The organism is Sphingomonas sp. PEI4, from assembly GCF_056679955.1.
Genome location: NZ_CM155258.1, coordinates 1,310,052 through 1,335,836, shown reverse-complemented (window position 1 = coordinate 1,335,836; position 25,785 = coordinate 1,310,052). Strand labels below are relative to the sequence as shown.

The following is a 25,785-nucleotide window of genomic DNA, read 5'->3' as shown; positions in this document are numbered from 1 at the left end:
CTCGTCAGGCCGCTTCAGCGATCTTGGCGGAGGAGGAAGCGGCGGAAGCCGTGGCAGATATGGTTGCGAGGGCAGGCGTGCCGGCTTCGAGGAATTTGATCAGGCCACATTCTTCCCGCGTCAGATACCGTTTGGCACGCGGGAGGCGGAGCGCCTTGCGGAAGGTGGATTGTCCATCCTTCACCAGCGCGATGAGCGATGGGTGGACATAGCTTTTCCGGGCGATCGCGTGCGTGTTGCCGAGCCGTGCGACCACCGGTTCCAGCATCGTCTTGAGGCTCACGTCGCTTTCGGCCGACGCAAGGGCCTCGAACGCGGCGACGCTGGCGGCCCAGGTGCGGAAGTTCTTGGCCGTGAAGTCTGCGCCGGTGACCTCGCGAATGTAGCAGTTCACGTCGGTCGAGGTGACCGGGTGCGCCTCGCCCGCGTCGTCGACCCAGGCGAACAGATGCTGTTCGTCGAGATCCTGGCATTTCTTGACGAAGCTGCTGAGCGAGCGATCGGTGATCTTCAGCGTCCGCATCTTGCCGGACTTGCCCTTGTACTGGAGTTTCAGCGTCGAGCCCTTCACCTCACCATGGCGCTTGCGCAGCGTGGTCGCGCCGAAGCTCTCGTTCGCTTCGGCATAGGCTTCGTTGCCGATGCGGATGTGGCCGCCGTCGAGCAGACGGATGACGGCGGCGACCGCGCGCTCGCGGGTCAGCGAGCGTTTGCGGAGGTCGGCCTCGACCGCCTTGCGGATCTTGGGGAGCGCATGGCCGAAGTCGGCGCAGCGCTCGTATTTGGCGGCTTCCTGCGCTTCGCGGAAGCCGAGGTGATAGCGGTATTGCTTGCGCCCCTTCTCGTCCCAGCCCACCGCCTGGATATGGCCATTGGGCTTGGGGCAGAACCACGCATCGCGATAGGCGGGGGGCAGGCCGATCGCGTTCAGCCGGTCAATCTCGTCGCGGTCGGTGATGCGTTCGCCCTTCGCATCCCAATAGCCCCAGCCATTCCGCATCTTCTTGCGGGTAATACCGGGCTTGGAATCATCGGAATACACGATCTTTGTGGGCAATGCGGTGGTCCTTCCGGTCTGGAAATGTTCGGGAGGACGCATCGTTCCGGAACGACCCGCGCGACGCGGGGTTGAGGGAGCACCGGATTTCACTGGAGACATGACATGGCCGATCTTTCCCAAGCTCGCGTACTGATGCTCGCTGCCGACGGTTTCGAGACCGTCGAGCTGTTCGAACCGCGCAAGGCGCTGGAGGCGGCGGGCGCGAAGGTGCAGCTCGCCTCGATCAAGATGGACCCGATCCAGGGCATGAAGGGCGACATCAACAAGGCCGAGACGGCGACGCCCGACCTGACGCTCGACGAGGTCGATACCGACGATTACGACGCGCTGGTGCTGCCGGGCGGCGTCGCCAATCCGGACACGATGCGCCAGCAGGAGCGCGCGATCGAGATCATCACCGAGTTCATGGAAGACGGCAAGATCATCGCAGCGATCTGCCATGCGCCGTGGTTGCTGGCCGAGGCTGACGTGATCGATGGGCGTCGTCTGACGAGCTACCCTTCGATCCGGACGGACCTGGAGAATGCGGGCGCGGATGTGGTGGACGAGGAGGTTGTGGTCGACGGCAACCTGATCACCAGCCGCAAGCCGGACGATATCCCGGCGTTCAACAGGGCGATCATCGAGGCTCTGGAGGAAGAACTGGCGGACGAACCGGTCGATTGATGCGTGACGCTCCCCTCTCGCTAGCGGGAGGGGAGGGCCCGGTGCATCGGGCGGAATGTCTGTTCGCCGCGCTTTCGGGCGAGATAGGTGTCCAGCCCGATCTGCGCGCCGATCAGCATGTAGACGAACGGCTGAAACGCGATGCCGACGAATGCCGCACCGAACAGATAGATGATCTGTGCCGTCTGGAGCGCACCCGCGAGCGGCCCCGCCCAGGCGAACTCGTCGGAAGGATCGGCATGGCGACGGCGCAGCACCTCCATGCGGAAGATGCCGATGACGTTGATCGACAGCCAAAGCGCGAGCCCGAAATAACCCTGCTCGCCGAGCATCTCGAAATAGGCGCTGTGGAAGGCGCGGGCCTTGTCGGTCTCGACGCGCGGGCCGGCGGGCGCGCCGGTGCCTTCGGACTTGAGATCGAACCGGATACGGTTGCCGCGATACGCCTCGAAGCCGCCCCCGAACGGATGGGTCTTCGCGTATTCGATCGTCCACTGCCACACTGCCAGCCGCGTCGCGGCGGAACTATCGGCGTCATAGGTCTTGATGGTATTCATCCGATCGGTGAACGCCGAGGGGAGGAACGGGACCGCCGCGAGGCCGAGTGCCGTGACCCCCGCAACATACAACGCCTTGCGCTTGACCGCGCGTACCGACAGCACCGCGAGCAGGACGATGCAGACCAGCCCGGTCCGCGTCGACGTTCCGACCGGGATCAGCAGGCATGCGAAGACGAGCGCGAGGCAGTAGCCCTTCACGCGCCAATCGGGCTTGAAAATCGTGCCATAGGAGGCGAACCAGAAGATGATCGGGATGATCGCCACCGCGACGGCGCTGATCGTGCTGCCCTCGTACAGCCCCGAATTATTGTCGACCATCAGGTTCAACTGGCCGTAGCCGCCGCCACCGCTGGCGACCGTCTTGATGCCGCCGACGATGATGATCGACGACGCGGAGAGGATCATGAACAGCAGCAGCGCTTCGATCCGCAGGCGCGTCCGCAGGGTCAGCGGCAGGAACGCGGCGAAGATCAGCGTCTTCCAGACCCAGTCCCATTTCTCCTTTGCCTCGACCGGAAAGTCGGCGCCGAGCGTCGTCGCCCAGCAATAGAGCATCAGCAGCACGATCAGCACCTGCCGCGCGCCGACCCGCGTGTCGCGCTTGTCGTCCGCAAGCACCCAGCCACCGACCGCTAGTGCCACCGCGATCAGCGAGATCGGCACGGTGTTGAGCAGCAGGTACGTCAGCCGCTGCGGCGAGACGATGTCGATATAGACATAGACGAGCACGAGCAGGAACGGACGCTTGAAGCCCATCACGAAGAATGCGATCAGGAACGCAATGAACGAAAGGTCACGCATCGGCGCGGGGTTTCTCGTCGCGCGGGGGCGGCTTGTCCGCCGTATCGTGCGGGCTGGGCTCGCGATCGAGATCGGGTCGCTTGAGCAGCAGGAACGCGGCGAGCATCATCAGCCCGTGGCTGAGGCCGAGCGCGAGATTGTCGATCATGGGTGCGGCCTCCTTTCCCGAGCGTGCGTGACGGAATGTCCGTAGCCATAGTCGGTTGACGCGCCGTTAAGCGATCTGTGGCAGACGGCCTCCACGATGCGTATCCTTCATATCCTCGATCACGGCCTGCCGCTGCAAAGTGGCTACACGTTCCGCACGCGGGCGATCCTCAAGGCACAGGAGGGACTCGGCTGGACCGTCGCGGCGGTGACCGGCCCGCGCCACGGCGTCGCGCCTGCCTCAGTGGAGTCGGTCGACGGGCTTACCTTCCACCGTACCGCTGCCGGCGTGAACCCGGGGCCGCTGGGCGAGGTCGCAGGCATAGCGACGTTCGCCAAGCGGATCGAGGCGGCGGTCGATGCCTTCAAGCCCGACATTCTCCACGCCCATTCGCCGGTGATCGACGCGCTCGCCGCGCTGATCGTCGCGCGCAAGCGGAAGCTGCCTTTAGTATACGAGATCCGCGCGTTCTGGGAGGATGCGGCGGTCGGCAACGGGACGGGGACGGCCACGTCGCTCCGCTACCGCGCGACGCGCGCGCTGGAGACTTGGGCGGTACGGCGGGCGGATGCGGTGGCGGTGATCTGCGAAGGTCTGCGCGGCGACCTGATCGCTCGCGGGATCGCGGCCGACAAGATCATTGTATCGCCCAATGGCGTCGACCTCGACCTGTTCGGCACCGCGCCGCCGCGCGACGATGCGCTGGGGGCTGAACTTGGGCTCGACGGCGCGGATGTCGTCGGGTTCATCGGCAGCTTCTACGATTACGAAGGGCTCGACGATCTGATCGCGGCGATGCCGGCGCTAATTGCGGTACGTCCCAAGGCGCGGCTGCTGATGGTCGGTGGCGGACCCATGGAGGCGGCGTTGCGCGCGCAGGCAGAGACGTCGCCGGTGGCGGACGCGATCCGCTTTGTCGGGCGCGTGCCGCATCAGGAGGTCGAGCGCTATTACGGGCTGGTCGATATCCTTGCCTATCCACGCAAGCGAATGCGGCTGACCGATCTCGTCACGCCGTTGAAGCCGCTGGAGGCGATGGCGCAGGGACGGCTGGTCGCGGCGTCGGACGTCGGCGGACACCGCGAACTGATCCGTGACGGCGATACGGGCACGCTGTTTCCGCCAGACGACCCGCAGGCGATCGCGGATGCCCTGGCGGGGATGTTCGCGGACCGTTCGGGCTGGGAGGAACGGCGTGCGCGCGGGCGTGCGTTCGTCAAGGAAGAGCGTAACTGGTCGTCAAACATTCGGCGCTATGATCCTCTTTATGGACGGCTGATCGCGGCCGCCACACGGGAAAATTGATGGTCGCGCATATCCGCCAAAGCCTGATCCGAGCGCTGCCCTTGTATGGCGCGGGGGCAAGCGGCGTACTCATGGCCGTGACCGTCGCGTTGCTTTCGACCGAGGCACTCGAGAATCTGGTGTGGACGACGGGCGTGGCGACACTGGTGCCGGCCGCATCGCCGCCGCTCGGCATGACGGCGCGGGTGTTGCTCGCGCTGGGTAGCGGAGTGCTGGTCGGTGCGCTGCTCTGGTCGTCGCTGTTCCTGCTGTTCGGGCCGGGCGGGCTGCTCGTCGGGCGCACCCCGCGCGAGGACGGCATGCCGGTCATCCGCCGCGCCGACGCGCATCCCGATGCGCCGCCGCGCAAGCCTATGTCGGCGGCCGATCTCGGTACGCCGATGATGGAGGTTGGTGTCGGCGCGGCGCGAGACGAACGTGGTATCCCGGTCGATCTCGACCTGCCACTTGCCGCATTCGATCCAAAGGCGATCCGGCCGGTGCCGATGGAGCCGGTGCGGCCGGTATCGCCGCTGGCGCAGCCGCAGCCGCAGCCGCAGCCCACGATGGTCGCACCGGTGATTGAGGTTTCGCCGACGGCCGAACCGGAGACGTTCGTGACAGCGCCTGCGCCGCAACCGGTCGAGCCGCCGTCCGTCGAGGTGCCGGTCGTCGAGGCGCCCGAGCCGATGCCGGAGGTCAGCGCGCCGACACCGATCGCCCGGCCGCCGCGTGCGCCCACCGAGCCGATCACGCCGCCGACGATCGAGACGTTGTTGCAGCGGCTGGAGCAGGGTGCGCTGCGGCGGGGGCGTATCGGCTCGCACTGAGACGGATCTTTACCTGGGCGACCAACACGCAACGTCGGCCGCACGGCCGATGGGGCTTCATCGGTCTACACTGCACCGTCATTCCCGCGCAGGCGGGAACCCATACTGGCAGACCGCGCAATATGATCGCTGCCGGTTGAGCATATCGGTCCCCGCCTCCGCGGGGATGACAGTAAGGTATGTCGGATGGGACCGGGATAACTCACCCGGATAAGTAAGTAAGCCTGAGCCCAGCCTCATGGCGCGATGGCACGCCTCAGTTTTGCCCGTTGTGCCCTGCCGTATCCGACCTGGCCGAAACCGCTGTTTCTGGTGCCATCGCTCTGATACCCATAGCTCGAAAATATCGAGGAGGGGTCAATGGCGAACGCCGAAACCACGACTGGCGAGCCGGAGAAAGGTGCATCGCGGTACGCGTGGTACGTGCTGTCGATCCTGTTCCTCGTCTACGTCCTGAACTTTGTCGACCGGCAGATCATCTCGATCCTGGCGGAGGACATCAAGCGCGACCTGGGGCTGAAGGACCAGGATCTCGGGTTCCTGTACGGCACCGCGTTCGGCGTGTTCTATTCGCTGTTCGGCATTCCGCTCGGGCGGCTGGCGGACAATTGGCACCGGGTGCGGCTGATGACGATCGGGTTGTCGCTGTGGTCGGTGATGACTGCGCTGTCGGGATTTTCGAAAACCGGCGGGCATCTCGCTGCGGCGCGGATCGGGGTCGGGATCGGCGAGGCTACCGCGAGCCCGTCGGCCTATTCGATCATCTCCGATTATTTCCCGAAGCGGCTGCGTGCGACCGCGCTGTCGATCTATTCCGCGGGGCTGTACGTCGGCGGGGGCTGTTCGTTGTTCATCGGCGGGCTGATCGTACAGGGCTGGAACCGCGCCTATCCCAGCGGCGGGCCGCTCGGGCTGGTCGGCTGGCAGGCGGCATTCATGGCGGTCGGCCTGCCGGGGCTGCTGCTCGCGGTGTGGATCGCGACGTTGAAGGAGCCCATTCGCGGGCTGGTCGAGGGTTTGCCGGAGCCGGAAAAGCATCCTGCGCCGTTCCGTGCATTCGGCGCCGAGCTAGTGACGATCGTGCCGCCGCTGACCTTGATCGGCGCGGCGATGGGAGGTGCTCGGGCGCTTGGGTATAACCTCGTGGCGCTGGCGTTGGTGGTCGCGGCGGTGTCGGGGTTAATCGCGGCGGGCGAGCCCTGGCCGCAATGGGTCGCGGTCGGCATCGGCGTGTATGCGGTGTTCTCGTGGGCGTCGGCGTTGAAGCGGCGCGATCCGCCGACCTTTGCGCTGATCGTGGGGACGCCGGCGTTCCTGTGCACGGTGGTCGCCTATGGGCTGAACGCGTTCCTCAGCTATGCGGCGAGTTTCTGGGCGGCGCCCTATGCGTTGCGCGAGCTTGGCGCGACGCCGGCGTCGGCGGGCTTCATGATCGGTAGCCTTGGCGCGACCGCTGGATTTCTCGGGCTGACGATCGGCGGCGTGGTGTCGGATCGGCTGCGGCGGGGCAATCCGGCGGGGCGGTTGTGGGTGGTGATCTTCGGTGCGGTGGTGCCGGTGCCGTTCCTGATCCTCGCCTTCACCGCGTCGTCGCCGGCTGCGTTCTATACGGGGATATTCCTGGCGCAATTGACCGCGTCGTGCGCGCTGGGTGCGGCGGCGGCGACGACGCAGGACATGGTTTTGCCGCGGATGCGGGGAACGGCGACGGCGACGTTCTTCATCGGGACGACGCTGATCGGGTTGGCGCTCGGGCCGTATATGGCGGGGCGGGTGTCGACGCTGACCGGGAGCTTGTCGATCGGCATGCTGTCGCTGCTGGTGGTGACGCCGATCACGCTGGTTTGTGCGATTGCGGCGTACCGGTTGGCGCCTGGGGCCGAGGCGACGCGGGAGGCCAGGGCGCAGGCGGCGGGGGAGGCGGTTTAAACGCTCCTGTTGAACCTATCCCGGTCACCCTCTTCCGTTCGTGCTGAGCGAAGTCGAAGCACCTACGCTTGGGGCATGCCCTTCGACTACGCTCAGGGCGAACGGGGAGGGGGCAGGTCAGTGCGCGAAAAATGCGCTTCGATACGAGCCCTCGATACGCGTTTTCGAACCTACTCGGTCTCTACTCAGCACGAACGGAAGCAGGGGGGCGGGGTGCGTACTCACGCCGTCACTCCGGACATGTTCCGGGGGCCACTGTTCCGCGAACTCACGGCTTTCGAGTTTGCGGGACGGTGGATGCCGGAACGAGCCCGGCATGACGGACAGGTGGGGCTCAGCACTCAACCGAGCGCCTGCTGTCGTTACCCCTCCTGTCCGGGACTACCCCCCCAATTCGTGGTTACCCCGCCTGGAACACACCGCAAGCGATGCGCCCGCCGCTGTTGCCGGCCGGGTCGGTCATCAGGTCGTCCGGACCCGCATGCACCACGAACGCCGAGCCGTCCGCGTCTATCAGGCCTGCCATCGTCGCCCCGGGAATGGTGATGCCGATCGTGCCTCGACCGTCCGTGCCGATGATCAGGTTGGGCAGGTCGCCCTCATGCGGGCCCTGCGGGTTCATGCTGCCGTGCTTCATGCCGGTCGGGTTCCAGTGGCCGCCTGCGGTCGTGAAGTCGGGGGCGTCGCAGCGGCCGACCATGTGGATATGGGCGCCGTGCGTGCCGGGGGGCATCGCCTTGGCGTCGAGCGTGACACGGATGCCGCCCGCGACTTCGGTGGCGGTGGCGCGGCCGACGTCGGTGCCGGCCGCGGTCTGGAGCGTCGCGGTAACACGCTGTCCGCCTGCCATCGGCGTACCCGTGTCAAGGCCGCTCTTCTCGCAGGCGGTCAGTCCGATCGTTGCCGCGCCGAGCAGTGCCAGTGTCGCAATCCGCATGTCGTTTCTCCCTGTTGATAGTCTGGCGAACCCTCCGCTGCGCGTCAGGTTCCGCCCTATACGCCGAGCGCCCAGCGAGCGACCGGTTCGTATGTCGCGCCGTCGCGGCCGAGATGGCTCTGGTACAGCACGAGATGGGGTAGCGGGAAGGGCGCGCTCGACAGCGCGGCGTGGGTCGCCAACCAGTCTTCGATCGCGAAGCCGACGCCGGCCGATCGCGCGAGCCTGGCGACCGTGACGTGCGGCAGATACGCGCGGTGTTCGGGCGCGAGGCCTGCACGAACGCACGCCTGATCGACCTTGCGGTGGAGTGCGGCGAGCGTGTCGTGCGGGGCGACGCCGGCCCACAAAGTATCGGTCCGCCCGCGTTTCTCGAACCGCCCGACTCCGCTCAGCGACACGCTCGGTGCAGGCGCGACCACCTGGCTCAGCGCGACCGCGATATCCTCGGCGACTGGTCGTTCGACCTCGCCGACGAACCGCAACGTCACATGGAGGTGCTCGTCGTCCTGCCAGCGTGCGGCGGGGACGCCCTCCATTATGTCGAGCAAGCTCTGACGGATAGCCGGCGGCGGGCGGAGGGCGACGAAAAGGCGAATCATGGATCGCGGCAGGTTAACCGCGAACCACGGCGCCGATGCAACCAGTCTGCTTGAAATGCGTCGTATAAAGGACGATATTCACCGTAACCGGCACCATGCCGGACAAAGGAGCTGATTTCACAATGGCTAATTGGTCTGACCCCCGGCCCCGCGCCACGTCGTTCGGAACGACGGCCACGGGCCAGCGTACCGAGGCCTATGACGCTGGCCTCCGGTCGTACATGCTGTCCGTGTATAACTACATGGGCTCGGCAGTGCTGCTCACGGGCATCGTCGCCATGCTGTTCGCGATGGGCGGCAACGAGTCCCCCGCCGCGCAGGTGTTCATGAGCGGTGGTATCCTGAAGTACGTCATCATGTTCTCGCCACTCGCGATCGTGTTCGGCATGAGCTATGGCCAGAACAAGATGTCGACGGCGACGATGCAGATGCTCTTCTGGGGCTTTGCCGTCCTGATGGGCCTGTCGATGTCGACCATCTTCCTGGTCTATAGCGGCACGTCGATCGCCGGTGCGTTCTTCGCCACTGCCGCCGGTTTCGCCGCGCTGAGCCTGTACGGCTACACTACCAAGCGCGATCTGTCGGCGTTCGGGACGTTCCTGATCATCGGTGTCGTCGGCCTGCTGGTTGCGAGCATCATCAACGTGTTCCTGCAGTCGGGCGTGATGCAGCTGGTCATCAGCGGCGTCGGCGTGCTGCTGTTCGCGGGCCTTACCGCCTACGATACGCAGCGTACCAAGAGCCTGTATGCGCAGGTTGCCGGTACGGACATGATCGGCAAGGTCGTCATCATGGCAGCGTTGAGCCTGTACCTCGACTTCATCAACATGTTCATGTTCGTGCTGCGTCTGTTTGGTAGCAGCCGCAACTAACTCCCGCTAAGGGTGTGACGAACGCGGGGGCTCGGCGGGACACCGCCGGGCCCTTTTCTTTTGGCCTCGGGACAGGAATGGGACGCGCAATGCGGCTCTCGATCGACGTGCGTCTGGATTACGGGATCACGGGGGACGCCGATGTGCTCCTCCAGATCGAAGCGGCGGCGATGGCCGACCAGACGATCGAGTCCGAGTCCCTCACCCTGTGGTCCGACAGTCCGATCCGGGCAGTGCGCGGCGAGGACGGGATCGGCCAGCGCTGCTGGTCGCGCGGGCATGGCCGCTTCACCGCGGAGTATAAGGCCATCATCGCGGTCAAGCGGGAGCGCGTCCAGCTTGAGCTGTATCCGGCGACGCCGCCGCGGATGCTCGATGGGGAGCTGACGCCGTACCTCATGCCGAGCCGCTATTGCCCGTCCGATCGCTTCGAGGGGTTCGTCGCGCGCGAGTTCGGTGGGTTGGAAGGCGGTCCGCTGGCGGCGGCGTTGACCGAGTGGGTGTACCAGTCGCTGGACTATCGGTGTGGGTCGAGCAGCGGGGAGACGACCGCGCTGGATACGTTCGCGTCACGATCGGGGGTGTGTCGCGATTATTCGCATCTGCTGGTGTCGCTGGCGCGTGCGGGCGGGATTCCGGCGCGGTGCGTGTCGGCGTATGCGCCGGGGGTCGATCCGCCGGACTTCCATGCGGTGGCGGAGCTGTGGCTGGCCGGGGACTGGCGGTTGATCGATGCGACGAAGATGGCGACGTGCAGCGATATCGCGCGGGTCTGCGTCGGGCGCGATGCGACGGATATCGCGTTCATGACGGTGTTCGGGCAGGCGTTTCTCTGGGAGCAGACGGTGAAGGTCACGCCTCTGGATTGAGCCGCCCGATCGTCATGCCGGGCTCGTTCCGGCATGCACCGTTCCGCAAGATCAGCAAGGTTTGGTTTGCGGAGCCGTGGACCCCGGAACAAGCCCGGGGTGACGGAGTATTCCGGTTTTAAGTTCTCTGCTCGGTAACAGGAACGCTCTGCCACTTGGACCGTTGGTCATCGCGAAGATTAAAAAGGGACGTCGCAATGACCGACATAGACAAGAGCGCGCTGGATAGCCTGTCCGTAGCACCCGACGACAAGGACGCGGAGGGCAAGAGCTCGGGTCGCGATCCGCGACAGGACGCGGGCCGGGACAAGTCGATCGCCAAGCGCCTGCAAAAGAATCCCGACAGCGCGGACGCACGTCTCGACAACGGGCTCGACGAGTCGATGGACGCCAGCGACCCGCTTTCCGCGACGGAGCCCGGGTCAAATCGCGAGCCGGCGAAATCGTCGGGCTATGACGAGGATGCCGAGCGAGCGTTGCGCGAAAAGTAGGCGTAACCTTCGCCTCTGCTCAACGAACGGGCGTCGGTCGGCAACGACCGGCGCTTTTTTGTTGCCCAGACGCCTCTCAAGACGATCAAATCGCTTAGTTTCATTCGCTTCGTCGCAGCCTTGTTGCGGTGCAACAGCTTTCATGGTCGCTTGGTGTTACGGAAAGATGACGCGTGATAGGGTCGTTGTTAACCATCCGAGCGCATAGTCTGCCGGTTCCTTGACGAGAGCGGGGTGACGACATGGCTTCCAGAATGAAACCGGCACAGGGATCGATGACCCTCGCCGAGATGAAGGAATTCGCGGCTTTTCCGAGTTCGACGCAGCGGTATATCCGGCGTTCGCTCGACGTCGGCCTGGACCGCGAGGACGCGATGCAGCGCTGGTCGCGCGACGTGGTTGAGGCGGCGAGCATCCGGGCGCAGGCGCGGCTCTACAACAACCTCCCCGATCTGCGCGCGATGGTACCGGACGATAGCGGCCTGGATGCGATCGAGCCGTTCCTGGCGCCGCTGATGACCCTCGTTGCGTTCGATCTGGGGCAGGGGCGGCTGACGAGTTTCTCGGCGTTGCGGTTCTTGTACGAGCGGTTGATCGGGGCGGAGGTTCGGCCTTGGCTGCCGTCGGCATTCTGCGCTGCGGCGGCACTCCCGCATCTGCATCCGGAACTGCGGCGCAAACTGCTGCAGTCGATCAGCGAGGCTGCGGCCACCGCGTCGGGCTGGTCCAACCGGCAGCCGGCGTTCTTCCCGTATTGGGTGGAGAAGGTGGACTCGGGGACGACGCTGGCGAGCTGACCCTTCCGATCCTCCCCCGCCAGGGGGAGGTGGCGCCGAAGGTGACGGAGGGGGAGGATACGGAACGGACGTTTCCCTTTCCTCCCCCTCCGTCTGGCAAGCGCCAGCCACCTCCCCCTTGCGGGGGAGGATAGATCATCCGCCTTCACCGGCACGCGCGCCAGCCGGTTGCGCCGCGGTTCGTCTGGTCGAGATGCAGATGATCGGCGTGCGCGGCGTTGTAGTCGGGGGACAGCGTCGTGGCGAATAGCTGGCAAGCTCCGTCACGCACCTCGCGAAGGAAGGCCGCCTTGGCATCGTCGCCTTTCCAGTCTCGCGCGACGGTGATGCGGGTGCCGTCGGTCAGGCGGAAGCCAGCGATGTCGACGGCGTCGGCGGTCGAATGCTCGCTCCAGTTGGTCGAATGGCTGCCGGCGATGCGGCGGCAACTATAGCTGCCGAAATGATCGATCGTCGCGACGCCTGCGCCGAAGTGGCGCTCGGCGGCGGGCTGGACCACGTCCCATTCCCACATCGACAAGGCTGCTGCGACGGGACAGGCGACGCCCAACCCGGCAGGTGCGAAGGCGATCTTCCGGGCGCCGCCGGTTAGCCTCACACCGTCTGCGTAACCGCATTGCCCTTCGCCCTTGCGCGGTAGCAGGACGGTATAGCGGACGCCGGCGCGGTCGAGCAGCGCGCGGCATTGCGGAAAATCCTCGGTCAGCGCGGTGAGTTTGCGCCCCGTAAACATGCCGATCGGCTGGCCGAGATCGAGCGGTGCCCAGGGCACGTCCTGCGGCCGACCGCGCAGGCTCGCCCATAGCATCAGCGCCAGCGTTGCCATGACGACCAGCGCCAACAGCCACCCGATCGTCCTCCGCACCGCCCGCATGTCAACCGCGCACCGCGTCCGACATCGGCTCCGACGTTACCGGATAGCCGAGGTCTTCGGGGATGCAGAGATGGTCGACGCCGTCGCGCATCTCGGTCCACGGTGTGACGGTGCGGATCGGATGCGCGCGTGCGTCCGCAACTGCTGCGTCGAAATCGGCGAACTGCGCGAGGCGTTCGAGATTGCGGCGGGTCGGGAAGATGATCGTCGCGCGCCCGGCATCGGTCTCTATGAGAATTTGCGCGGCGGTGGCCCAGAACAAGCGAACGTTTTCGGTCGCGTCGACACGCGCGGCGGGGGCGTCGGCAGGAAGGCGGGCGAGGTAGAAGCGCGTGTCGAAGATGCGCGCGTGCGCGTGCGCCGGCCGCCACCGAGCGAAATACTCCAGCGCATCGAGATCGAGGGTTGTTCCGACGTCCACCAATGCCTCGGCGAACGCGGTTCCGGCGTGGAGCGCGGCGCGCAACCGCTCAAAGGCCTGGGTGGAGGGTATCGGCGACAGGCCGATCGGCAGGCCGGCCTCCTCGATCGTCTCGCGGATCGCCGCAATACGCGCGGCGGTTTCGTCGTCGGGGCGGCCGAGCAATGCTGCCAGCGCGTGGTCGCCCGGATCTACCCGTCCGCCCGGGAATACGAGCGCGCCGCCTGCGAACGCCATCGCCTTGGCGCGCTCGACCATCAGCAGGTCGGCGCCGCGGAATATCACCAGCGTTGCGGCGGGAATGGCGGGGGGCAGCGGATCGGTCATCGCCTCCGGTAACGCGTGAGTGTGCGATCGGGTAGCGCGCTGGAAGCGATCGTTCTTGGGCCAGTCGACATTCGGCGTTTTGAGATCGCGACGGTTCTCAAAACCCCTCCGTCACGCCGGACTGCTTCCGGGGGCCATGGTTCCGCAAACCAAGATTTCTTGATCCCGCGGTGCGGTGAATGCCGGAACATGAGGCAGGTTCGTGGCTCAGCCTGGATGTCGATCTGGCCTGGGTCTTGTGCGAAGGCGACGAAGGTTCATTCTTCCGTGTTCTCCCGCGAAGGCGGGAGCCCAGGCTGGATCCCCGCCTTCGCGGGGAAACACGCTTTGTTCGGTCCACAAGGTGAGCCCGAAACCCCCCAGCAGCTACCGTTCCGTGGACCTTATTCCTTCGGACGTGCTGCACCGTGGGTGCCGGGACAAGCCCGCATGACGGGGCGGGGGAAGCAAGCCCGACGTTTCCCCTCGCACGCTTACCCCGCCTCGCGCTCGATCAATGCCGCCGCTTCGGCCTTCGCGACATCCGGCTTGGTTTCGCCCGATGCGACGTCGTCGGCGAGCAGCATCAGCTGGTGGCCCGTGGCTGAGCCGTTCGAGGCGTCCTCCTTCACCCGGAGACCGGAGCCTTTCGTGATCGCGCGGTCCCAGTCGGTACGGACCGCGGCCCAATAGTCCTTCGTCTTCGCCCAATACGCGTCCGCCGCTACGACCGCGAAGTCGCTCGCCGGGGCGTAGGTGTTGATGACGTATTCATGGACGTAGGTGGCGGGCTTGCCGTCCTTGATTCCGATCTTGGCGTTGTCCTGTTCGTGGACCCAGCCCGCGGGGGTCAGCACGTGGCGGTTGTTGCCGATGTAATGATCATAGGGCGGATTACGGGTCGCGTCGCGGCGCGCCAATGGCCGGCGGGTCTCGTCGCTGGTCCAGCGGGTGGCGCCGTCGTCGTAGCGCCAGCGACCGATCCCGCCATAGCGCGGGGAATCGTCGGTCTGCCACACCGTCTGCGACCATGCGCCACGCCGTTCCGCTTCGGCGAGCGGGCGCAGCGTCCAGCGACCTCCCGCGGTGTAGACGAGCACGGTCTTAGGTTGCCACGTCCAGTCCTGTCGCCAATGCTTGATGACCATCGTCTTGGCGTTGCCGTCGGTCACCACCAGCAGGTGCTGGAGGATGACGTGGTCGGGTGTATCGACGATCGCGCGGACGACCTCGTGGCCGCCACTGAGCTTGGCAGGGTAGGGCGTGTAGCCCGCGACCAGCGGCGTGGTCTCGCGCATGTCGAACGTCACCTTGAACGTGCCGGCCATCGCCAGGATCGAGGCGTGATCGCGGGCCTGGTCGCCGTAGACGGCCTGGGTTTGCGCGGATGCGATCGTCGGCGCGAGGGGCAGCGTGGTCGGCGTCAGCCCGGTCGCGAGGAGAAGGGAGCGGAACATCAGGCGCCTCACAGGTTGAGCGAGAAGGAGAGCCCGGCGTTGCGGCCGGGTTGCGAATAGGCGTCGCGCACGACCGAGGTCGAGGTCAGCCCGCGGACGTCGCTCCACCAGAAATACTTCTTGTCGGTGATGTTGAAGATGCCCGCGCGCAGCGTCGCATGATCCATCACGCGAAGCGACGCGGTGGCGTCGAACACCCAGAAGCCGGACGGCGTGAAGCAATTGGTGGCCGCGGTGTTGCAACTGTTATTGGTATCGCCGACCGTCTTGCCCGCGGAGTGCGTCGCGATGACCTCGGCGCGGAAAGGTCCGGCGTCAGGTTGGTAGAAGATGCCGGCGACGATCTTGACGGGTTCGATGCTGTCGAGCGGCTGCCTGCCCGTGACACCGGTCGTTCGCATCGTGCCCTTGGCGTAGGAGGCGGCAGCGCGGACGCCGACGCCGATCGGCAGGCGCGCCTCGCCGCGTGCCTCCAGTCCCTCGATTTTCACACGGCCACGGTTGATATACTGGTACACCGCCGGATCCGCCGCAGTGAAGGCGCCGCTGACCTGGACCTGGTCGATGAAGTTGCGGAAGCGGCTGCTGAACGCGGTCCCGCTCAACGACCAGCCGGTGCCGCTCAACCGGATACCGCCCTCGACGCTGTTGCTCGTTTCGGGCTTCAGATCGGGATTGGGGACCGAGCGGTAATTCTGCGTGAGATTGGCAAAGCCGTTGTTGATCTGGTTCGGCTCGGGCGGCTTGAACCCTTGCGCGTAGTTGGCGAACAGCCGGACGCCCTCGGTCAACTTCGCGACCGCACCGATCCGCGGCGTCACCTTCGATCCGCTCTGGCCGCGCGGTACGAAGGTGGTGAACAGCGGATCGCCCTGCGGGTCGAGCTTGTAGTGATCGTAGCGGATCGACGGGAACAGAGTCAGCAAGCCGTCGGCGAGTCCGATCTCGTCCTGCGCGAACACGCCGACCAGCGTGTAGTCGGTCGTCGGGAAGGCGCGGGTCGGATAGACTTCGCCAGCGGGCGCGACGGTGCCGTCTCGCACACCCGTCTGGCGGGTGTGCGAGTAGTCGGCGCCATAGGCGAACAGGTGGGTCAACGGCCCGGTCGCGGCGCGGCTCTCGAGTTGCAGCGTGCCGCCGTACACCTCGTTGTCGAAGCGGTTGATGCGGGTGCGGTCGGCGGCGGTGTTGCGGTCCTCCGCCGCGCCCTGGACCGTGAGGCTCTTCTGGTAATAGCCCGCCGCCCGGATACCGCTGACGATGCCGTCGCCGATGTAGCGATAGTCGAGCGTGCCGCGGTTGCGTTCGGTCGTGTCGTGCGCGGTTAGGCCAATCACCGACGTCGCCGCGAGCGGGGGCTTGGCGATCGCGCTGAGCACGTCGGTGTCGACCACGGACGAGAAATGCTCGTAGGTCAGGCGCAGTCGGCTGGTGTCGTTGGGTGCCCAGACGAGCCGGCCGAGCAGCGCGTTGGACTCGATGTCCTGCGGGTTTGCCGTCGTGCGATCGGTGGTTGCGGTGTCGTTGCTGCCCTTTGTCTCGGTCTCGTGACCGTCGCGGCGGGTATAGGCGACCATCGCCTCGATATCGCCGGTCTTGCCCGCGACGACGAAGCCGTTGGTCCAGCTGTCGTCCGAGGAATCGTAGCTGGAGCGAAGGCCGCCACCGACCAGCTTGCCGTCGGTCAGGAAATCGCGCGGGTCCTTGGTGATGAAGCTGACAGCGCCCGCGACGCCGTCGCTGCCGTAGAGCGCAGAAGCGGGGCCGCGCAGGATTTCGACCGATTTGAGCAGGTCGAGATCGACGTAATCGCCGCGGCCCACCGACTGCGCCCCGAAGCTGAACGCGTCGGGCACGCGGACGCCGTCGACGGTGATGAGCACGCGGTTGCCTTCGAGTCCGCGGATGTTGAACCCGCTGTCGCGGTCGCGCCCGGTCGATGATCCGGCGGCGGTGAAGCGGGCCGGTGCGCGACGGACGGTGACGCCCGGCTCGTAGCGTACGAGATCCTTGATGTCGGAGATGAAGCGATCCTCGATCGTCTTCGCGTCGATCACCGATACCGTGGCGGGAACGTCCTCGACCGCCTTCTCGGTCCGCGTCGCGGTCACGGTGATCGTCTTGTCCTGATCGTCCGGATCGGCAGCACGCGCGGTCGTAGCCGACTTGTCAGGTGCCGAAGCGGGCGTAGCTTCTGCGGCAGCCGGCGCCGCGTGGGCAAGACCGGTAGTGCCGATCATCAGGGCGATCGGCGAGATGCCCGCCAGCAATTTGGTCAATGTCATGTTCGTTATCCCCACGGTCTGACGGCTTGCTAGTGAGAATCATTCTCGTTATCAAGTGGCATTGAAAAGGAGCATCGAATGGCGAAGATCAGGGGGAATTGGCGGACGGCGCGCGCGACCGGGGTACTCGCTCCGGCAATCGCCGCGGCGCTCGCGCTCGTTTCGGAACCGACAGCGGCGCATATGCCGTATGTCCTGCCGAGCGTATTCGACGCCGCCGGGCGTGATCGCGTCACGCTCCTGGCGTCGTTCACCGAGGACGCGTTCCGGCCTGAGATCGCGATGAAGGACGCGCCGTTCGAGATCACCGGCCCCGACGGAAAGACCGTCCGGCTGGCCGCACCGACGCTGACCACCGACCAGGCGATCGTCGAGGCCGCGTTACCGGCGGACGGTGTGTACCGGCTGTCGTCCGGGCAGCGGATCGGACGGTTGAGCAAGATGTACCGGACCGGCGAGACCTGGACGATCGTCGGCGAAGGGAAAGCGCCACCAACCGGCGCTACGACCGTCGACGTGCGCAGTACGACGTTGGCCGACGCATATGTGGTGCGGGGCAAGCCTGGCGCCTCGGGTGCGCTGGCGACCCGCGGCAAGGCGCTGGAGATCCATCCGCTCGGCGATCCGAGCAGCTATGCGCCGGGTACGGCGGCCGCGTTCGAGATCCTGTACGAGGGCAAGCCGCTGGCCGGCGAACCCGTGACGCTGTTCCGCGAGGCCGGCTTTTACGACGGGCGCAAGCAGGTCGCGACGGTAAACAGCGACAAGGCCGGGAAGGTGACGCTTACTCCGTCCGATCCGGGGCGGTATCTGATGCTGGTACGGCACCGCGCCGCTACGCCGGGCGCAGCGGATGCGTATTCGAGCTTTACCGTGACGCTGGCGTTCGAGGCGATCTGAGGCGACGTCGATTTCTTCTAGTCCTCCCCCGCCAGGGGAGGTGGCACCGAAGGTGACGGAGGGGGAGGACACGGAACTAATGTTTCGCCTCCCGCCCCCTCCGTCTGGCAAGCGCCAGCCACCTCCCCCTGGCGGGGGAGGATTAGAAAACCGTAACTCGATCCGTGCTATGGAGGCGCTAGCGTTTATCAGGTCTGCGCGGGTGGGCGCTAGTTGGGACCGCTCTCCTTGTTCTCCCGCGAAGGCGGGAGTCCAGACTGGGTCCCCGCCTTCGCGGGGAAACAGGGGGGGCGAGGCACATCGAATGTGGGCTGTCAGCCCTCAAGCATCTCTACGAGCGCAGGAGTGAGGTACTCCTGCGCTCGGCCGCCGATCATCGTGACGAGCCGGGCGGCGATCCCTTGGTCTTGCGCGAGGCCGAGGCCGTCCGGGCCGAGGACCGTAAGAGCGGTTGCCCACGCGTCTGCCTCCAGCGCGGTGTCATGGATCACGCTGGCGGATACGACCTGCGTTGCGATCGGACGTCCGGTGCGCGGATCGAGCGTGTGGGCGCCGCGGCGATAGTCGCCGGACGTCGCGACGGCCTGGCCGTGCAGCGCGATCCGGAGTGGTGGAAGCGTCGGGCCCGGTGGGCTTTCGAGGTCCGCCCACCAAGGATCGCCGTCGGGCCGGATGCCGCGCCCGACGAGTTCACCGCCGATCTCGACCAGTGCATTCCGGATGCCGGCGTCGCGCAAGAGGTCGGCGATGGCATCGACCGCGTGGCCCTTGGCTATCCCCGAAAGGTCGAGCGCGACCCTGCCGGGTTGGCGAAGATGCGCGCCGACTGGGGCGAACGACAGCCGGGACCAGCCGGATGTCGCACGCGCCGTCTCGATTTCGGGTGTGCTCGGGGGTCGTGTGACAGGGACCGGGCCGAAACCCCAGGCATCGACGAGCCTGCCGATCGCTGGGTCGAACGCGCCGTTCGTCATCTCCGCGATGGCCAAGCCGCGCGTCATGACATGCGCGAAGTCGGGTGGCAGCATCGTCCAGGTGCCGGGCGGCGACCGGTTGAAGCGCGACAACAACGAGTCCGTTGCCCAATGGCTCATCTCCGCGACGAGCCCCGCCAGCCGCGCGACAATCGCGTGGTGGATCGACGACGGATCGGTCCCCGCGGGCGCAGCGAAGCGCACGCTCCACGACGTCCCCATCGTCTCGCCGTGCAGTTCGAGCACTACCGCCGACGGATCGCGCGCCGCGAACGCCGCTGCGTCGATCGTCGGCGGAAGCGCGATCCTCATGCTGAACGCCTCAGGGGGTGAGGACTTCGAGCGTCGTCACGTAGCTCATCCGGCGCTCGGTCGCGCGCGGGGTGGTCGCCTTGGCGTCGGTCAGCGTGGCGTTGAGCCAGTACATCCCGGCGGTCGGCCACGACACGCTCAACACGCCGTCCGCGCCGGTCGTCAATTCACGCGCGCCCTCATCGTTGCGATAGCGCTTGCCGCCTGGGATCACCGTGACCTTCAGGCCGGCGGCGGGCTTGCCGTCGACGAGGAAGCGGAACTTGGCGGTCTCGCCCGCGACCAGTTCGTCGGGATGCGTGATCGGCGCGAACTCCAGGCCCTTGCCGGTCGTCTTGAAGACGGTGGTGGTCGGCGCGCCAGCGGTCACGAAGATCTCGTTGCGACCCGATACCTCGGTGACCTTCACGTCGGTCGCGTTGGCGGGGATGTCGGCGACGGTCAGCGGGGCGGGCGCGTTCGGCTGCGGCGGACCGCGACGGCCGCCAAGACGCTTCTCGACGCCGTCGACCTTGAAGCTGCCCATGACGGCGGACATCTGCGTGCCGATCTTCCATGTGCCGGGCTTGTCGAGTTTCACGTCGAACACCGAGCGATAGCGGCCGGTCGCGCCGTTCTGCAGGGCGCCTTCGCTGCCGTCCGGCTGCCACACCTTCATGCCATCGAGGCGTAGCGGCTGGTGATCGAAGAAGAACAGGTCGTTCGAGACGGCGGCGTCGACGGTCACCCAGCCGTCGGTCCCTGAGAACACGGTGGCCGAGGGCAACAGCCACATGCGGTGCGCCGACAGCGCAGCGGGGATCGACAACAGCGCGGCGGCAGCCATCAGGCGCGCCGTAAAAGGCTTCATGGCGAAAGGCTTCATGATGTGATCCTTAGCGGGCGGAAATGGCGATGGCGCCGAGTTCGGTCTTGCCCGTCGTGCGGGCGCCGGCGGCAAGCGGTACGGAGACGATCTCGCGACCGCCGGTTTCCCGCGCAGCCTCGACGTTCAGGACATACTGGCCGGGCTTGACGTCGGCGGGGAGGGGGATGGTGTACTGGCCCGGCGCACGGGTCGCGCCGCTGATGCCGTCCGCGGGCATCGTCAGGCTGCGGCCGCCCTTGCGCCACCACGCGCGCAGGTCCGCCAGCCATTTGGTGCCGGGATCGTTGCCGCGCTTCTTCAGATCGTACCAGACCGCCAGCGTGCGCGGCGTGCCGCCACCGACCGGCTCCAGCCACACCGCGACATAGGGCTTGTGATATTCCGCGACGCTGAGCCGGGGGATGGTGATCGTGACGGTGCCTGCGGGCGCGGCGCTCGCCGGTAACGACAGGGCAGGCGCGGTGATCGCCCCGCCAAGCAACAGGAACGCGGTAGGACGCATGGCAGGACCCCTCAATGAACGAACAGGATGGCAAGCAGAACGGGAATGGCAAGCCCGGCGGCGACGATCGGCCAGGTCGTCGGCCGATGGCGCGCGTGGAGTTGCAGCAGGAGCAGCCCGGTCAGCGTGAACAGAATGCAGGCGCCTGCGAAGATGTCTATGAACCAGGCCCATGCGGCGCCCGCGTTGCGACCCTTGTGGAGATCGTTCAGATACGAGATCCAGCCGCGATCGGTAGTTTCCGCGGTGATGCGTCCGGTCGCGCGTTCGATGCTGACCCAGGCGTCGCCGCCCGGGCGCGGCAAGGCGACATAGGCGTCGGTATCGGACCATTCGACCGACTTGCCGGCAGGATCCAGGCCCACCGCCGCCGCGACGCTTTTCGCGACGGGGGCGGGCAGAGGCGTGTCCGGGGTGTGCGGTGCGGTCAGCATGCGGAGCAACGGTGGCGGCAGCATGCCGTTCTTTTCGACGACCACCGGCTTGGCACCGATCGTCGCGGCATGGTTGAGCGTGATGCCCGTGATCGCGAACAGCAGCATGCCGACCAGTGACAGCGCCGCGCTGATCCAGTGCCAATTGTGCAGTTGCTTGAGCCACCAGCTGCGCCATTTGCGTTTGCGCTTGGCGACGATGGCAGCGGTGGCGGCGGCCGGCGACGCAGGCGCTTGAGGTGCGAGAGATCGGGGCGAGTTCACTACCTCCGCCTATCGGCTCTCGAAACGCATATCAAGGCTATTGAGAATAGTTAGCAGGACAGCAGTGGCGATGGCGCGCGATATGTCGCTGCGATCGGTATCGACGACGGCGATCGACATCGGCTCGACCAGCTGATGCGCATAGCGGGTTGGGTAGTGGAAAGCGTAGAGCAGCACGGACAGGACCGCGACCGACACCGGATCGCGGGTCCGCAAGATCTCGATCATCGGTTCCCCGAAGGCACGACGGATCGTCATCCCGGCTTCCGTATCCGGCGTCGCAGCACCAGCGCCGCAGCGCCGTCGGCAAGGACCGGCGCCAGCACCAGGATCGCCGGCACCAGCGTTTTCGACGGGAATTGCGAGTTGGCACAAGGCAATTTCCGCGTCACCTGAGCCGCGCCAACGAGGACTGCGAAGCGTCCGTTCGGGTAGGTCAAACTAGGGCTGTGTGCACTTCCGTCATAAGCCGATCGCAAGCTTCAACGTGATCGCGCGCGGGCGGATCGGGACGGTCTGCGTCGTCGTCGCCAGCGTGAACGGGTTGCCGAAACCAAAGCTGTTGCCGCGCCCGTCGAGCAGATTGTCGATAACGACCGACCAGTGTCGGCGCCCATCGGCCACCGTCGCGCCCGCGCCGATCGTCGCGTAATCGCCGGCGGGGCGGTCGAGCGCCGGGTCGAAGCTCAGCCGGGTCTGGCCGATATAGCGCGCGGCGAGATAGGCGCTCGCCGGTCGACCCATCAGCGAGAAGCGCCGGGTGAGCCCGATTCTTGCGGAATAATCAGGCACCACCGGCAGGCGGCGGTCGGCCGGGTCGATCTGGTCGTCGGCGGGCGAGGTGAGCCGCGCGCGCTGGATCGTGGTGCCGAAGTCGATCGTGGCGCGCCCCGCCACGAACCGCCCGCCGAACTCGACCCCGTAATTGGTCGCGTTGCCGGCATCGACGGTGCCGAACAGCCCGTCCGAACCGACCACGTCGCTGCGCAGATGCTCCCAGAACGACCCGAAGATCGCACCGCTGAGACTGAGGCGATCGTCGAGGCCGCGGATACGCCAGCCGAATTCTAGGCTCTGCAGTTCGTCGCCGGGAATACGTTGCTCGGTGGTGGCGATGGCACGCGTGACGCCGGCCGGCCGGATCGCGCTGGCATAGCGCAGCCAGATCAGCCCGGTATCGTCGCGGTGCCAGCTGAGCGTGGCGCTCGGGGTGATGCCGAGCTTGGTCGCGCTCTGCTCGTTCGGGCCTTGCTGTTCTATGTTGTTGACGGTGACGAAGCCGCGCAGGCCAAGCTTGAAATCGAGTGCTTGGGACAGGCGCTGCGTGCCTTCGGCGAACACTGCGGCCTCGAACACCGCTTCCCTGTCGTCGCGCGCGACGACGTTCGTGCCGTTCGACTCGAAGCGACCCTTGAGGCGAGTGGTCGCATCGAGCACCGACGCGCCGACGATCCAGGGGTGCCGTGCGGTCGGATCGCTCAGACGGACTTCCTGCGTCACCAGCTCGATCGATCGATCCTCGGCATAGGCGACCGGGGCGGTGGTACCGAGCGGCGCCGCCATGCTGCTGGCGTCGTAGGTGCTGCCGAAAACATGCGAGACCATCGCGGTGGTCGATTGCACGTCCAGGCTGCCGAGCGGGCCATGGATGTCGAGCGTACCCAAAACGAAATCATTGTCCTGCGGTTCAGCGATCGAGGTCGCGCGGGACAGGCCCTTCGTCGCATATTGGCTGTCGCGCGCGTCGATCCACTGGCCGATGCCGCTGGCGGTCGCGGTCCAGCCATTGCCGATCGCCCAGCGTAGCGCCGCGCGGCCGCCGCTGCGCGCGGTACGGTTGACGTCGCGCTTGCCGCGTCCGGTGTCGTCGATCCAGCCGGGCATCGTCTCGGTCCAGACCGATGCCCGGAGCGCGAGACGTCCGGCAACGATCGGCACGTTGACGGTGCCGTCGAGCGCACCGCCGACCGCGCCGTTGTTGATCCCGGTCGCCTCGCCTGCGACGGTGCCCGAGGCGCGATCGAGGTCGGGCACGGTGGTGACGATCCGGATGACGCCGCCGAGTGCGCCGGTGCCGTACAGCGTACCCTGCGGTCCGCGGAGAATCTCGAGGCGGTCGATATCGACCATGCGGAGATCGGGATCGGGCGAGGAATAGCCGATCCGCGCATCGTCGATATACAGGCTGACGAGCGACTGGCTGGTGCCGTTGAAGGCGCTGTCGGCGACGCCGCGCAGGAACACGCGGTCGCGGCCGAGACCGAGATTGGTCGAGAACGCACCATCCGTGGTCGCGAGCAGGTCGACGAGTCCGCGCTTGCCGGCGAGGCGGTCGAGCGCGGGGGTGCCGACGATCGTGATGGACACGGGCAGGTCGGACAGGCGTTCGTCGCGCTTGCTAGCGGTGACGACGATGTCGGCGCCTTCGGCTGTCGGGGGCGGGGTGGCGCGTGAAGCGGCGGCGAGCGATCGAGCTGCGTGGTGCGGCTCGGGTTCGATCCGCCAAGTCGTCGCATCGACGCGGATTGCGCGGAGATGGGTTCCTGACAACAGGCGTTTCAGCGCCTGCGCCACATCCGATGCGTCGATCTTCCGTGTCTGCGTAGCGGGCAGGGAGCCGGCCATGCCGATCGAGATTTCGGTCTGTCGTGCGAGCGACTCAAGCGCGGTGCGGAGCGACCCCGCCGGGATGACGATGGCGGGTTTAGCGCCTGAAGACCTAGCGGCGGCCGGAGCGCTCCAGATGCACGACGCCGTCAGAGCGACGCAGGCGTATCGGCAAGACCGCGCGAAGCTGATCGAGGAGCCGCGAGCCGTCGCCAATCGTCAAAACCCCGGAAAAATGCAGCCCGGCGGCGGACGGATCGACCACCAGCGGCGCGTCCGCATACCGCGATATGTCGGCGGCAACCAGCGGCAACGGCGCGCCGTCATAGCTCAGCCGGCCGTCGATCCAGTCGGCGACCGACCCAGGGGCAATGGAACGCCGCTCGGCGATCCCGGCGACGGGGTCGATGTCGAGACGCTGCCCTGCGACGAGCGTCGTCGGCGCGCTGCCGTCGGGGTCGTGCGGCGCGACGCTGACGCTGCCCTCGGCGACCGCGACCGAGACTTTCCCCCGTGAGTTCGTCACGGCGAAACGCGTGCCTACGTCGCGGATGTCGTAGGCCCCGGCGCGGACGATCAAGATGCGCGACGGGTCGTGGCGAACAGAGAAGCTCGCCGCTCCGTCGGCGAGTTCGATCAAGGGAGTCGTGCCGCCTGTCACCGATACGTGGGATCCGCGGTCGAGTTGCATGCCGCTCCCGTCGGCGAGCGTCACCGCACGCGTATGGCCGGCGCTGGTCGCGTAGGTCTGCGCCGGATCGGTGACGGTCGGTCCGACCAGCAGAAATGCGAGACCGGCGGCGAGCGCGCTACCCGTCCCCGCTGCGGCCCACCGCCAGCGGGTTTTGCGCGGCTCGGGGACAATTTCGAAGGCCTGATCGTCGTTGGCGGGCAGAAGTGCTGCGATCGCGGGCGCCGCCGCGCCGATCTCGGCGTCCAGCAGCGCGATCGAGTCGTAGGCGGCGCGGTGCGACGGATCGGCGGCCAGCCATTCGCCAAAGCCTGCCCAGTCCATGTCGGGCGCATCGATCCGCGCGTGCCAGGCAGCCGCTGCGGCGATCGGGTCCTGCATCGTCGCATCCATCATCGCGCCCTCGTTCCGAGCGAATGCCCCCCGCTCACGTCATAGACGCCGCGCACCATAGGGCACCGCAGGTCCTCGCAACATTCAGTCATCGAGCGCCTTTCTCAAATGGCGCAGCGCGACCGCGATGTGCTTTTCGACCGCGCTGCGGCTGATGCCGAACTCGGCCGCGACCTCGCCATGCGACAGGCCGTCGATCTTGTGCCGGCGGAACACGCGCATCGCGCCTTCGGGCGGTCCGGCGAGCGCGGCTGCCAGGTGCGCAATCCGTTCGCGGCCAGCCACTGCATCGAAGGCGGAGGGTGCATCGTCGACCGCTTCCGACCCCGCGACGGATATCGTCGTATCGACATACCCCGCGTCGCGGCGGACGCGGCGGCCGTTGGCGCGGACGCGGTCGAGCACGATGTTCATGCCAATCCGGTGCAGATAGGCGAGCGGGTTGGCGATTGGCCCTGCGACAGGTTCGGCGATGTGCAGCCAGATATCCTGGACGACGTCCTCGGCTTCCGCGACGCTGCCGGTTCGCCCGGCAAAGAACCGGACGAGTTGCGGGCGGTGCGCCGCGAGCACTGCCGACAGACCTGCAGGCTGAGGACGGTCGATGTCGGCTACGGCAAGGCTCCAGAACCCAGGGGCCGCAGCAGATAC

27 protein-coding genes are annotated in these 25,785 nt (G+C 66.7%); 9 read left to right on the top strand and 18 right to left on the bottom strand.

The window, feature by feature from the left end; translation table 11 throughout:
- Nucleotides 1–4: 4 nt before the first annotated feature.
- Nucleotides 5–1,000, bottom strand: coding sequence for a DNA topoisomerase IB (locus tag AC1MLZ_RS05995; protein ID WP_480961473.1), 996 nt, complete (start codon nucleotides 998–1,000; stop codon nucleotides 5–7).
- A 162-nt stretch (nucleotides 1,001–1,162) separates the two neighbouring features.
- Here AC1MLZ_RS05995 and AC1MLZ_RS05990 point away from each other — a divergent pair, with 162 nt between their 5' ends.
- Nucleotides 1,163–1,726 (top strand): type 1 glutamine amidotransferase domain-containing protein, encoded by a 564-nt coding sequence (locus tag AC1MLZ_RS05990; RefSeq protein WP_480960839.1) that lies wholly within the window; start codon nucleotides 1,163–1,165, stop codon nucleotides 1,724–1,726.
- Between the two features lie 20 nt (nucleotides 1,727–1,746).
- Here the strand turns inward: AC1MLZ_RS05990 and AC1MLZ_RS05985 are convergent, their stop codons facing one another.
- Nucleotides 1,747–3,087 (bottom strand): putative O-glycosylation ligase, exosortase A system-associated, encoded by a 1,341-nt coding sequence (locus tag AC1MLZ_RS05985; protein WP_480960838.1) that lies wholly within the window; start codon nucleotides 3,085–3,087, stop codon nucleotides 1,747–1,749.
- Nucleotides 3,080–3,235, bottom strand: a complete 156-nt coding sequence (locus AC1MLZ_RS05980; protein WP_480960837.1) for a hypothetical protein — start codon at nucleotides 3,233–3,235, stop codon at nucleotides 3,080–3,082. Before AC1MLZ_RS05980 ends, AC1MLZ_RS05985 begins: the two co-directional genes overlap by 8 nt.
- Nucleotides 3,236–3,331: 96 nt before the next feature.
- On the opposite strand from AC1MLZ_RS05980, the gene AC1MLZ_RS05975 reads away from it, so the two are divergent.
- The 3 genes from AC1MLZ_RS05975 to AC1MLZ_RS05965 all read left to right on the top strand — a co-directional run bounded on the left by AC1MLZ_RS05975 (nucleotide 3,332) and on the right by AC1MLZ_RS05965 (nucleotide 7,278).
- Complete coding sequence (locus AC1MLZ_RS05975) at nucleotides 3,332–4,540, top strand: TIGR04063 family PEP-CTERM/XrtA system glycosyltransferase (protein ID WP_480960836.1); 1,209 nt, start codon at nucleotides 3,332–3,334, stop codon at nucleotides 4,538–4,540.
- Nucleotides 4,540–5,349, top strand: a complete 810-nt coding sequence (locus tag AC1MLZ_RS05970; protein ID WP_480960835.1) for a hypothetical protein — start codon at nucleotides 4,540–4,542, stop codon at nucleotides 5,347–5,349. The genes AC1MLZ_RS05975 and AC1MLZ_RS05970 overlap by 1 nt, the downstream gene beginning before the upstream one ends.
- Nucleotides 5,350–5,709: 360 nt before the next feature.
- Nucleotides 5,710–7,278 (top strand): spinster family MFS transporter, encoded by a 1,569-nt coding sequence (locus tag AC1MLZ_RS05965; protein ID WP_480960834.1) that lies wholly within the window; start codon nucleotides 5,710–5,712, stop codon nucleotides 7,276–7,278.
- 400 nt (nucleotides 7,279–7,678) lie between these two features.
- On the opposite strand, the gene AC1MLZ_RS05960 is transcribed toward AC1MLZ_RS05965, so the two are convergent.
- Both AC1MLZ_RS05960 and thpR read right to left on the bottom strand, forming a co-directional pair.
- Complete coding sequence (locus AC1MLZ_RS05960) at nucleotides 7,679–8,215, bottom strand: superoxide dismutase family protein (protein ID WP_480960833.1); 537 nt, start codon at nucleotides 8,213–8,215, stop codon at nucleotides 7,679–7,681.
- A 56-nt stretch (nucleotides 8,216–8,271) separates the two neighbouring features.
- Entirely contained in the window at nucleotides 8,272–8,817 is a 546-nt protein-coding gene (gene thpR / locus AC1MLZ_RS05955; RefSeq protein WP_480960832.1) for an RNA 2',3'-cyclic phosphodiesterase, read from the bottom strand.
- A 122-nt stretch (nucleotides 8,818–8,939) separates the two neighbouring features.
- Here thpR and AC1MLZ_RS05950 point away from each other — a divergent pair, with 122 nt between their 5' ends.
- From AC1MLZ_RS05950 to AC1MLZ_RS05935, 4 genes are all read left to right on the top strand, one after another.
- Nucleotides 8,940–9,689, top strand: a complete 750-nt coding sequence (locus AC1MLZ_RS05950) for a Bax inhibitor-1/YccA family protein (RefSeq protein ID WP_480960831.1) — start codon at nucleotides 8,940–8,942, stop codon at nucleotides 9,687–9,689.
- Between the two features lie 89 nt (nucleotides 9,690–9,778).
- Nucleotides 9,779–10,558: a transglutaminase-like domain-containing protein gene (locus AC1MLZ_RS05945; protein ID WP_480960830.1), complete on the top strand. Its 780-nt coding sequence runs from the start codon at nucleotides 9,779–9,781 to the stop codon at nucleotides 10,556–10,558.
- A 197-nt stretch (nucleotides 10,559–10,755) separates the two neighbouring features.
- On the top strand, nucleotides 10,756–11,049 hold the full coding sequence (locus AC1MLZ_RS05940) for a hypothetical protein (RefSeq protein WP_480960829.1): 294 nt from the start codon (nucleotides 10,756–10,758) through the stop codon (nucleotides 11,047–11,049).
- Between the two features lie 242 nt (nucleotides 11,050–11,291).
- Complete coding sequence (locus tag AC1MLZ_RS05935) at nucleotides 11,292–11,846, top strand: hypothetical protein (protein ID WP_056065323.1); 555 nt, start codon at nucleotides 11,292–11,294, stop codon at nucleotides 11,844–11,846.
- Between the two features lie 145 nt (nucleotides 11,847–11,991).
- Here AC1MLZ_RS05935 and AC1MLZ_RS05930 read toward each other — a convergent pair whose 3' ends face one another.
- The 4 genes from AC1MLZ_RS05930 to AC1MLZ_RS05915 all read right to left on the bottom strand — a co-directional run bounded on the left by AC1MLZ_RS05930 (nucleotide 11,992) and on the right by AC1MLZ_RS05915 (nucleotide 17,189).
- The gene (locus AC1MLZ_RS05930; RefSeq protein WP_480960828.1) at nucleotides 11,992–12,720 is read right to left on the bottom strand and encodes an extensin-like domain-containing protein; all 729 of its coding nucleotides are present in this window, start codon (nucleotides 12,718–12,720) and stop codon (nucleotides 11,992–11,994) included.
- Nucleotide 12,721: 1 nt separating this feature from the next.
- Nucleotides 12,722–13,468, bottom strand: a complete 747-nt coding sequence (locus tag AC1MLZ_RS05925) for an NUDIX domain-containing protein (protein WP_480960827.1) — start codon at nucleotides 13,466–13,468, stop codon at nucleotides 12,722–12,724.
- A 473-nt stretch (nucleotides 13,469–13,941) separates the two neighbouring features.
- Nucleotides 13,942–14,904 carry a DUF6607 family protein gene (locus AC1MLZ_RS05920; protein WP_480960826.1) on the bottom strand — a complete coding sequence of 321 codons (963 nt, stop codon included), beginning with the start codon at nucleotides 14,902–14,904 and terminating at the stop codon, nucleotides 13,942–13,944.
- 8 nt (nucleotides 14,905–14,912) lie between these two features.
- On the bottom strand, nucleotides 14,913–17,189 hold the full coding sequence (locus tag AC1MLZ_RS05915; RefSeq protein WP_480960825.1) for a TonB-dependent hemoglobin/transferrin/lactoferrin family receptor: 2,277 nt from the start codon (nucleotides 17,187–17,189) through the stop codon (nucleotides 14,913–14,915).
- Between the two features lie 78 nt (nucleotides 17,190–17,267).
- Between AC1MLZ_RS05915 and AC1MLZ_RS05910 the strand changes: the two genes are divergently transcribed.
- Nucleotides 17,268–18,089 carry a DUF4198 domain-containing protein gene (locus AC1MLZ_RS05910; RefSeq protein WP_480960824.1) on the top strand — a complete coding sequence of 274 codons (822 nt, stop codon included), beginning with the start codon at nucleotides 17,268–17,270 and terminating at the stop codon, nucleotides 18,087–18,089.
- Nucleotides 18,090–18,403: 314 nt separating this feature from the next.
- Here AC1MLZ_RS05910 and AC1MLZ_RS05905 read toward each other — a convergent pair whose 3' ends face one another.
- The 9 genes from AC1MLZ_RS05905 to AC1MLZ_RS05865 all read right to left on the bottom strand — a co-directional run bounded on the left by AC1MLZ_RS05905 (nucleotide 18,404) and on the right by AC1MLZ_RS05865 (nucleotide 25,707).
- Nucleotides 18,404–19,375, bottom strand: a complete 972-nt coding sequence (locus AC1MLZ_RS05905) for an FAD:protein FMN transferase (protein ID WP_480960823.1) — start codon at nucleotides 19,373–19,375, stop codon at nucleotides 18,404–18,406.
- Between the two features lie 10 nt (nucleotides 19,376–19,385).
- The gene (locus AC1MLZ_RS05900; protein ID WP_480960822.1) at nucleotides 19,386–20,240 is read right to left on the bottom strand and encodes a DUF4198 domain-containing protein; all 855 of its coding nucleotides are present in this window, start codon (nucleotides 20,238–20,240) and stop codon (nucleotides 19,386–19,388) included.
- Nucleotides 20,241–20,250: 10 nt separating this feature from the next.
- On the bottom strand, nucleotides 20,251–20,745 hold the full coding sequence (locus AC1MLZ_RS05895) for a DUF2271 domain-containing protein (protein WP_480960821.1): 495 nt from the start codon (nucleotides 20,743–20,745) through the stop codon (nucleotides 20,251–20,253).
- 11 nt (nucleotides 20,746–20,756) lie between these two features.
- Nucleotides 20,757–21,380: a PepSY-associated TM helix domain-containing protein gene (locus AC1MLZ_RS05890; RefSeq protein WP_480961472.1), complete on the bottom strand. Its 624-nt coding sequence runs from the start codon at nucleotides 21,378–21,380 to the stop codon at nucleotides 20,757–20,759.
- A 72-nt stretch (nucleotides 21,381–21,452) separates the two neighbouring features.
- Nucleotides 21,453–21,701 carry a hypothetical protein gene (locus tag AC1MLZ_RS05885; RefSeq protein ID WP_480960820.1) on the bottom strand — a complete coding sequence of 83 codons (249 nt, stop codon included), beginning with the start codon at nucleotides 21,699–21,701 and terminating at the stop codon, nucleotides 21,453–21,455.
- Nucleotides 21,698–21,883 (bottom strand): hypothetical protein, encoded by a 186-nt coding sequence (locus tag AC1MLZ_RS05880; protein ID WP_480960819.1) that lies wholly within the window; start codon nucleotides 21,881–21,883, stop codon nucleotides 21,698–21,700. The genes AC1MLZ_RS05885 and AC1MLZ_RS05880 overlap by 4 nt, the downstream gene beginning before the upstream one ends.
- 22 nt (nucleotides 21,884–21,905) lie before the next feature.
- Nucleotides 21,906–24,068 carry a TonB-dependent receptor gene (locus AC1MLZ_RS05875; RefSeq protein ID WP_480960818.1) on the bottom strand — a complete coding sequence of 721 codons (2,163 nt, stop codon included), beginning with the start codon at nucleotides 24,066–24,068 and terminating at the stop codon, nucleotides 21,906–21,908.
- A gap of 94 nt (nucleotides 24,069–24,162) precedes the next feature.
- On the bottom strand, nucleotides 24,163–25,137 hold the full coding sequence (locus tag AC1MLZ_RS05870; RefSeq protein ID WP_480960817.1) for a FecR family protein: 975 nt from the start codon (nucleotides 25,135–25,137) through the stop codon (nucleotides 24,163–24,165).
- An 81-nt stretch (nucleotides 25,138–25,218) separates the two neighbouring features.
- A complete protein-coding gene (locus AC1MLZ_RS05865) occupies nucleotides 25,219–25,707 on the bottom strand; it encodes an RNA polymerase sigma factor (RefSeq protein WP_480960816.1) in 489 nt (162 codons plus the stop codon).
- Nucleotides 25,708–25,785 lie beyond the last annotated feature (78 nt).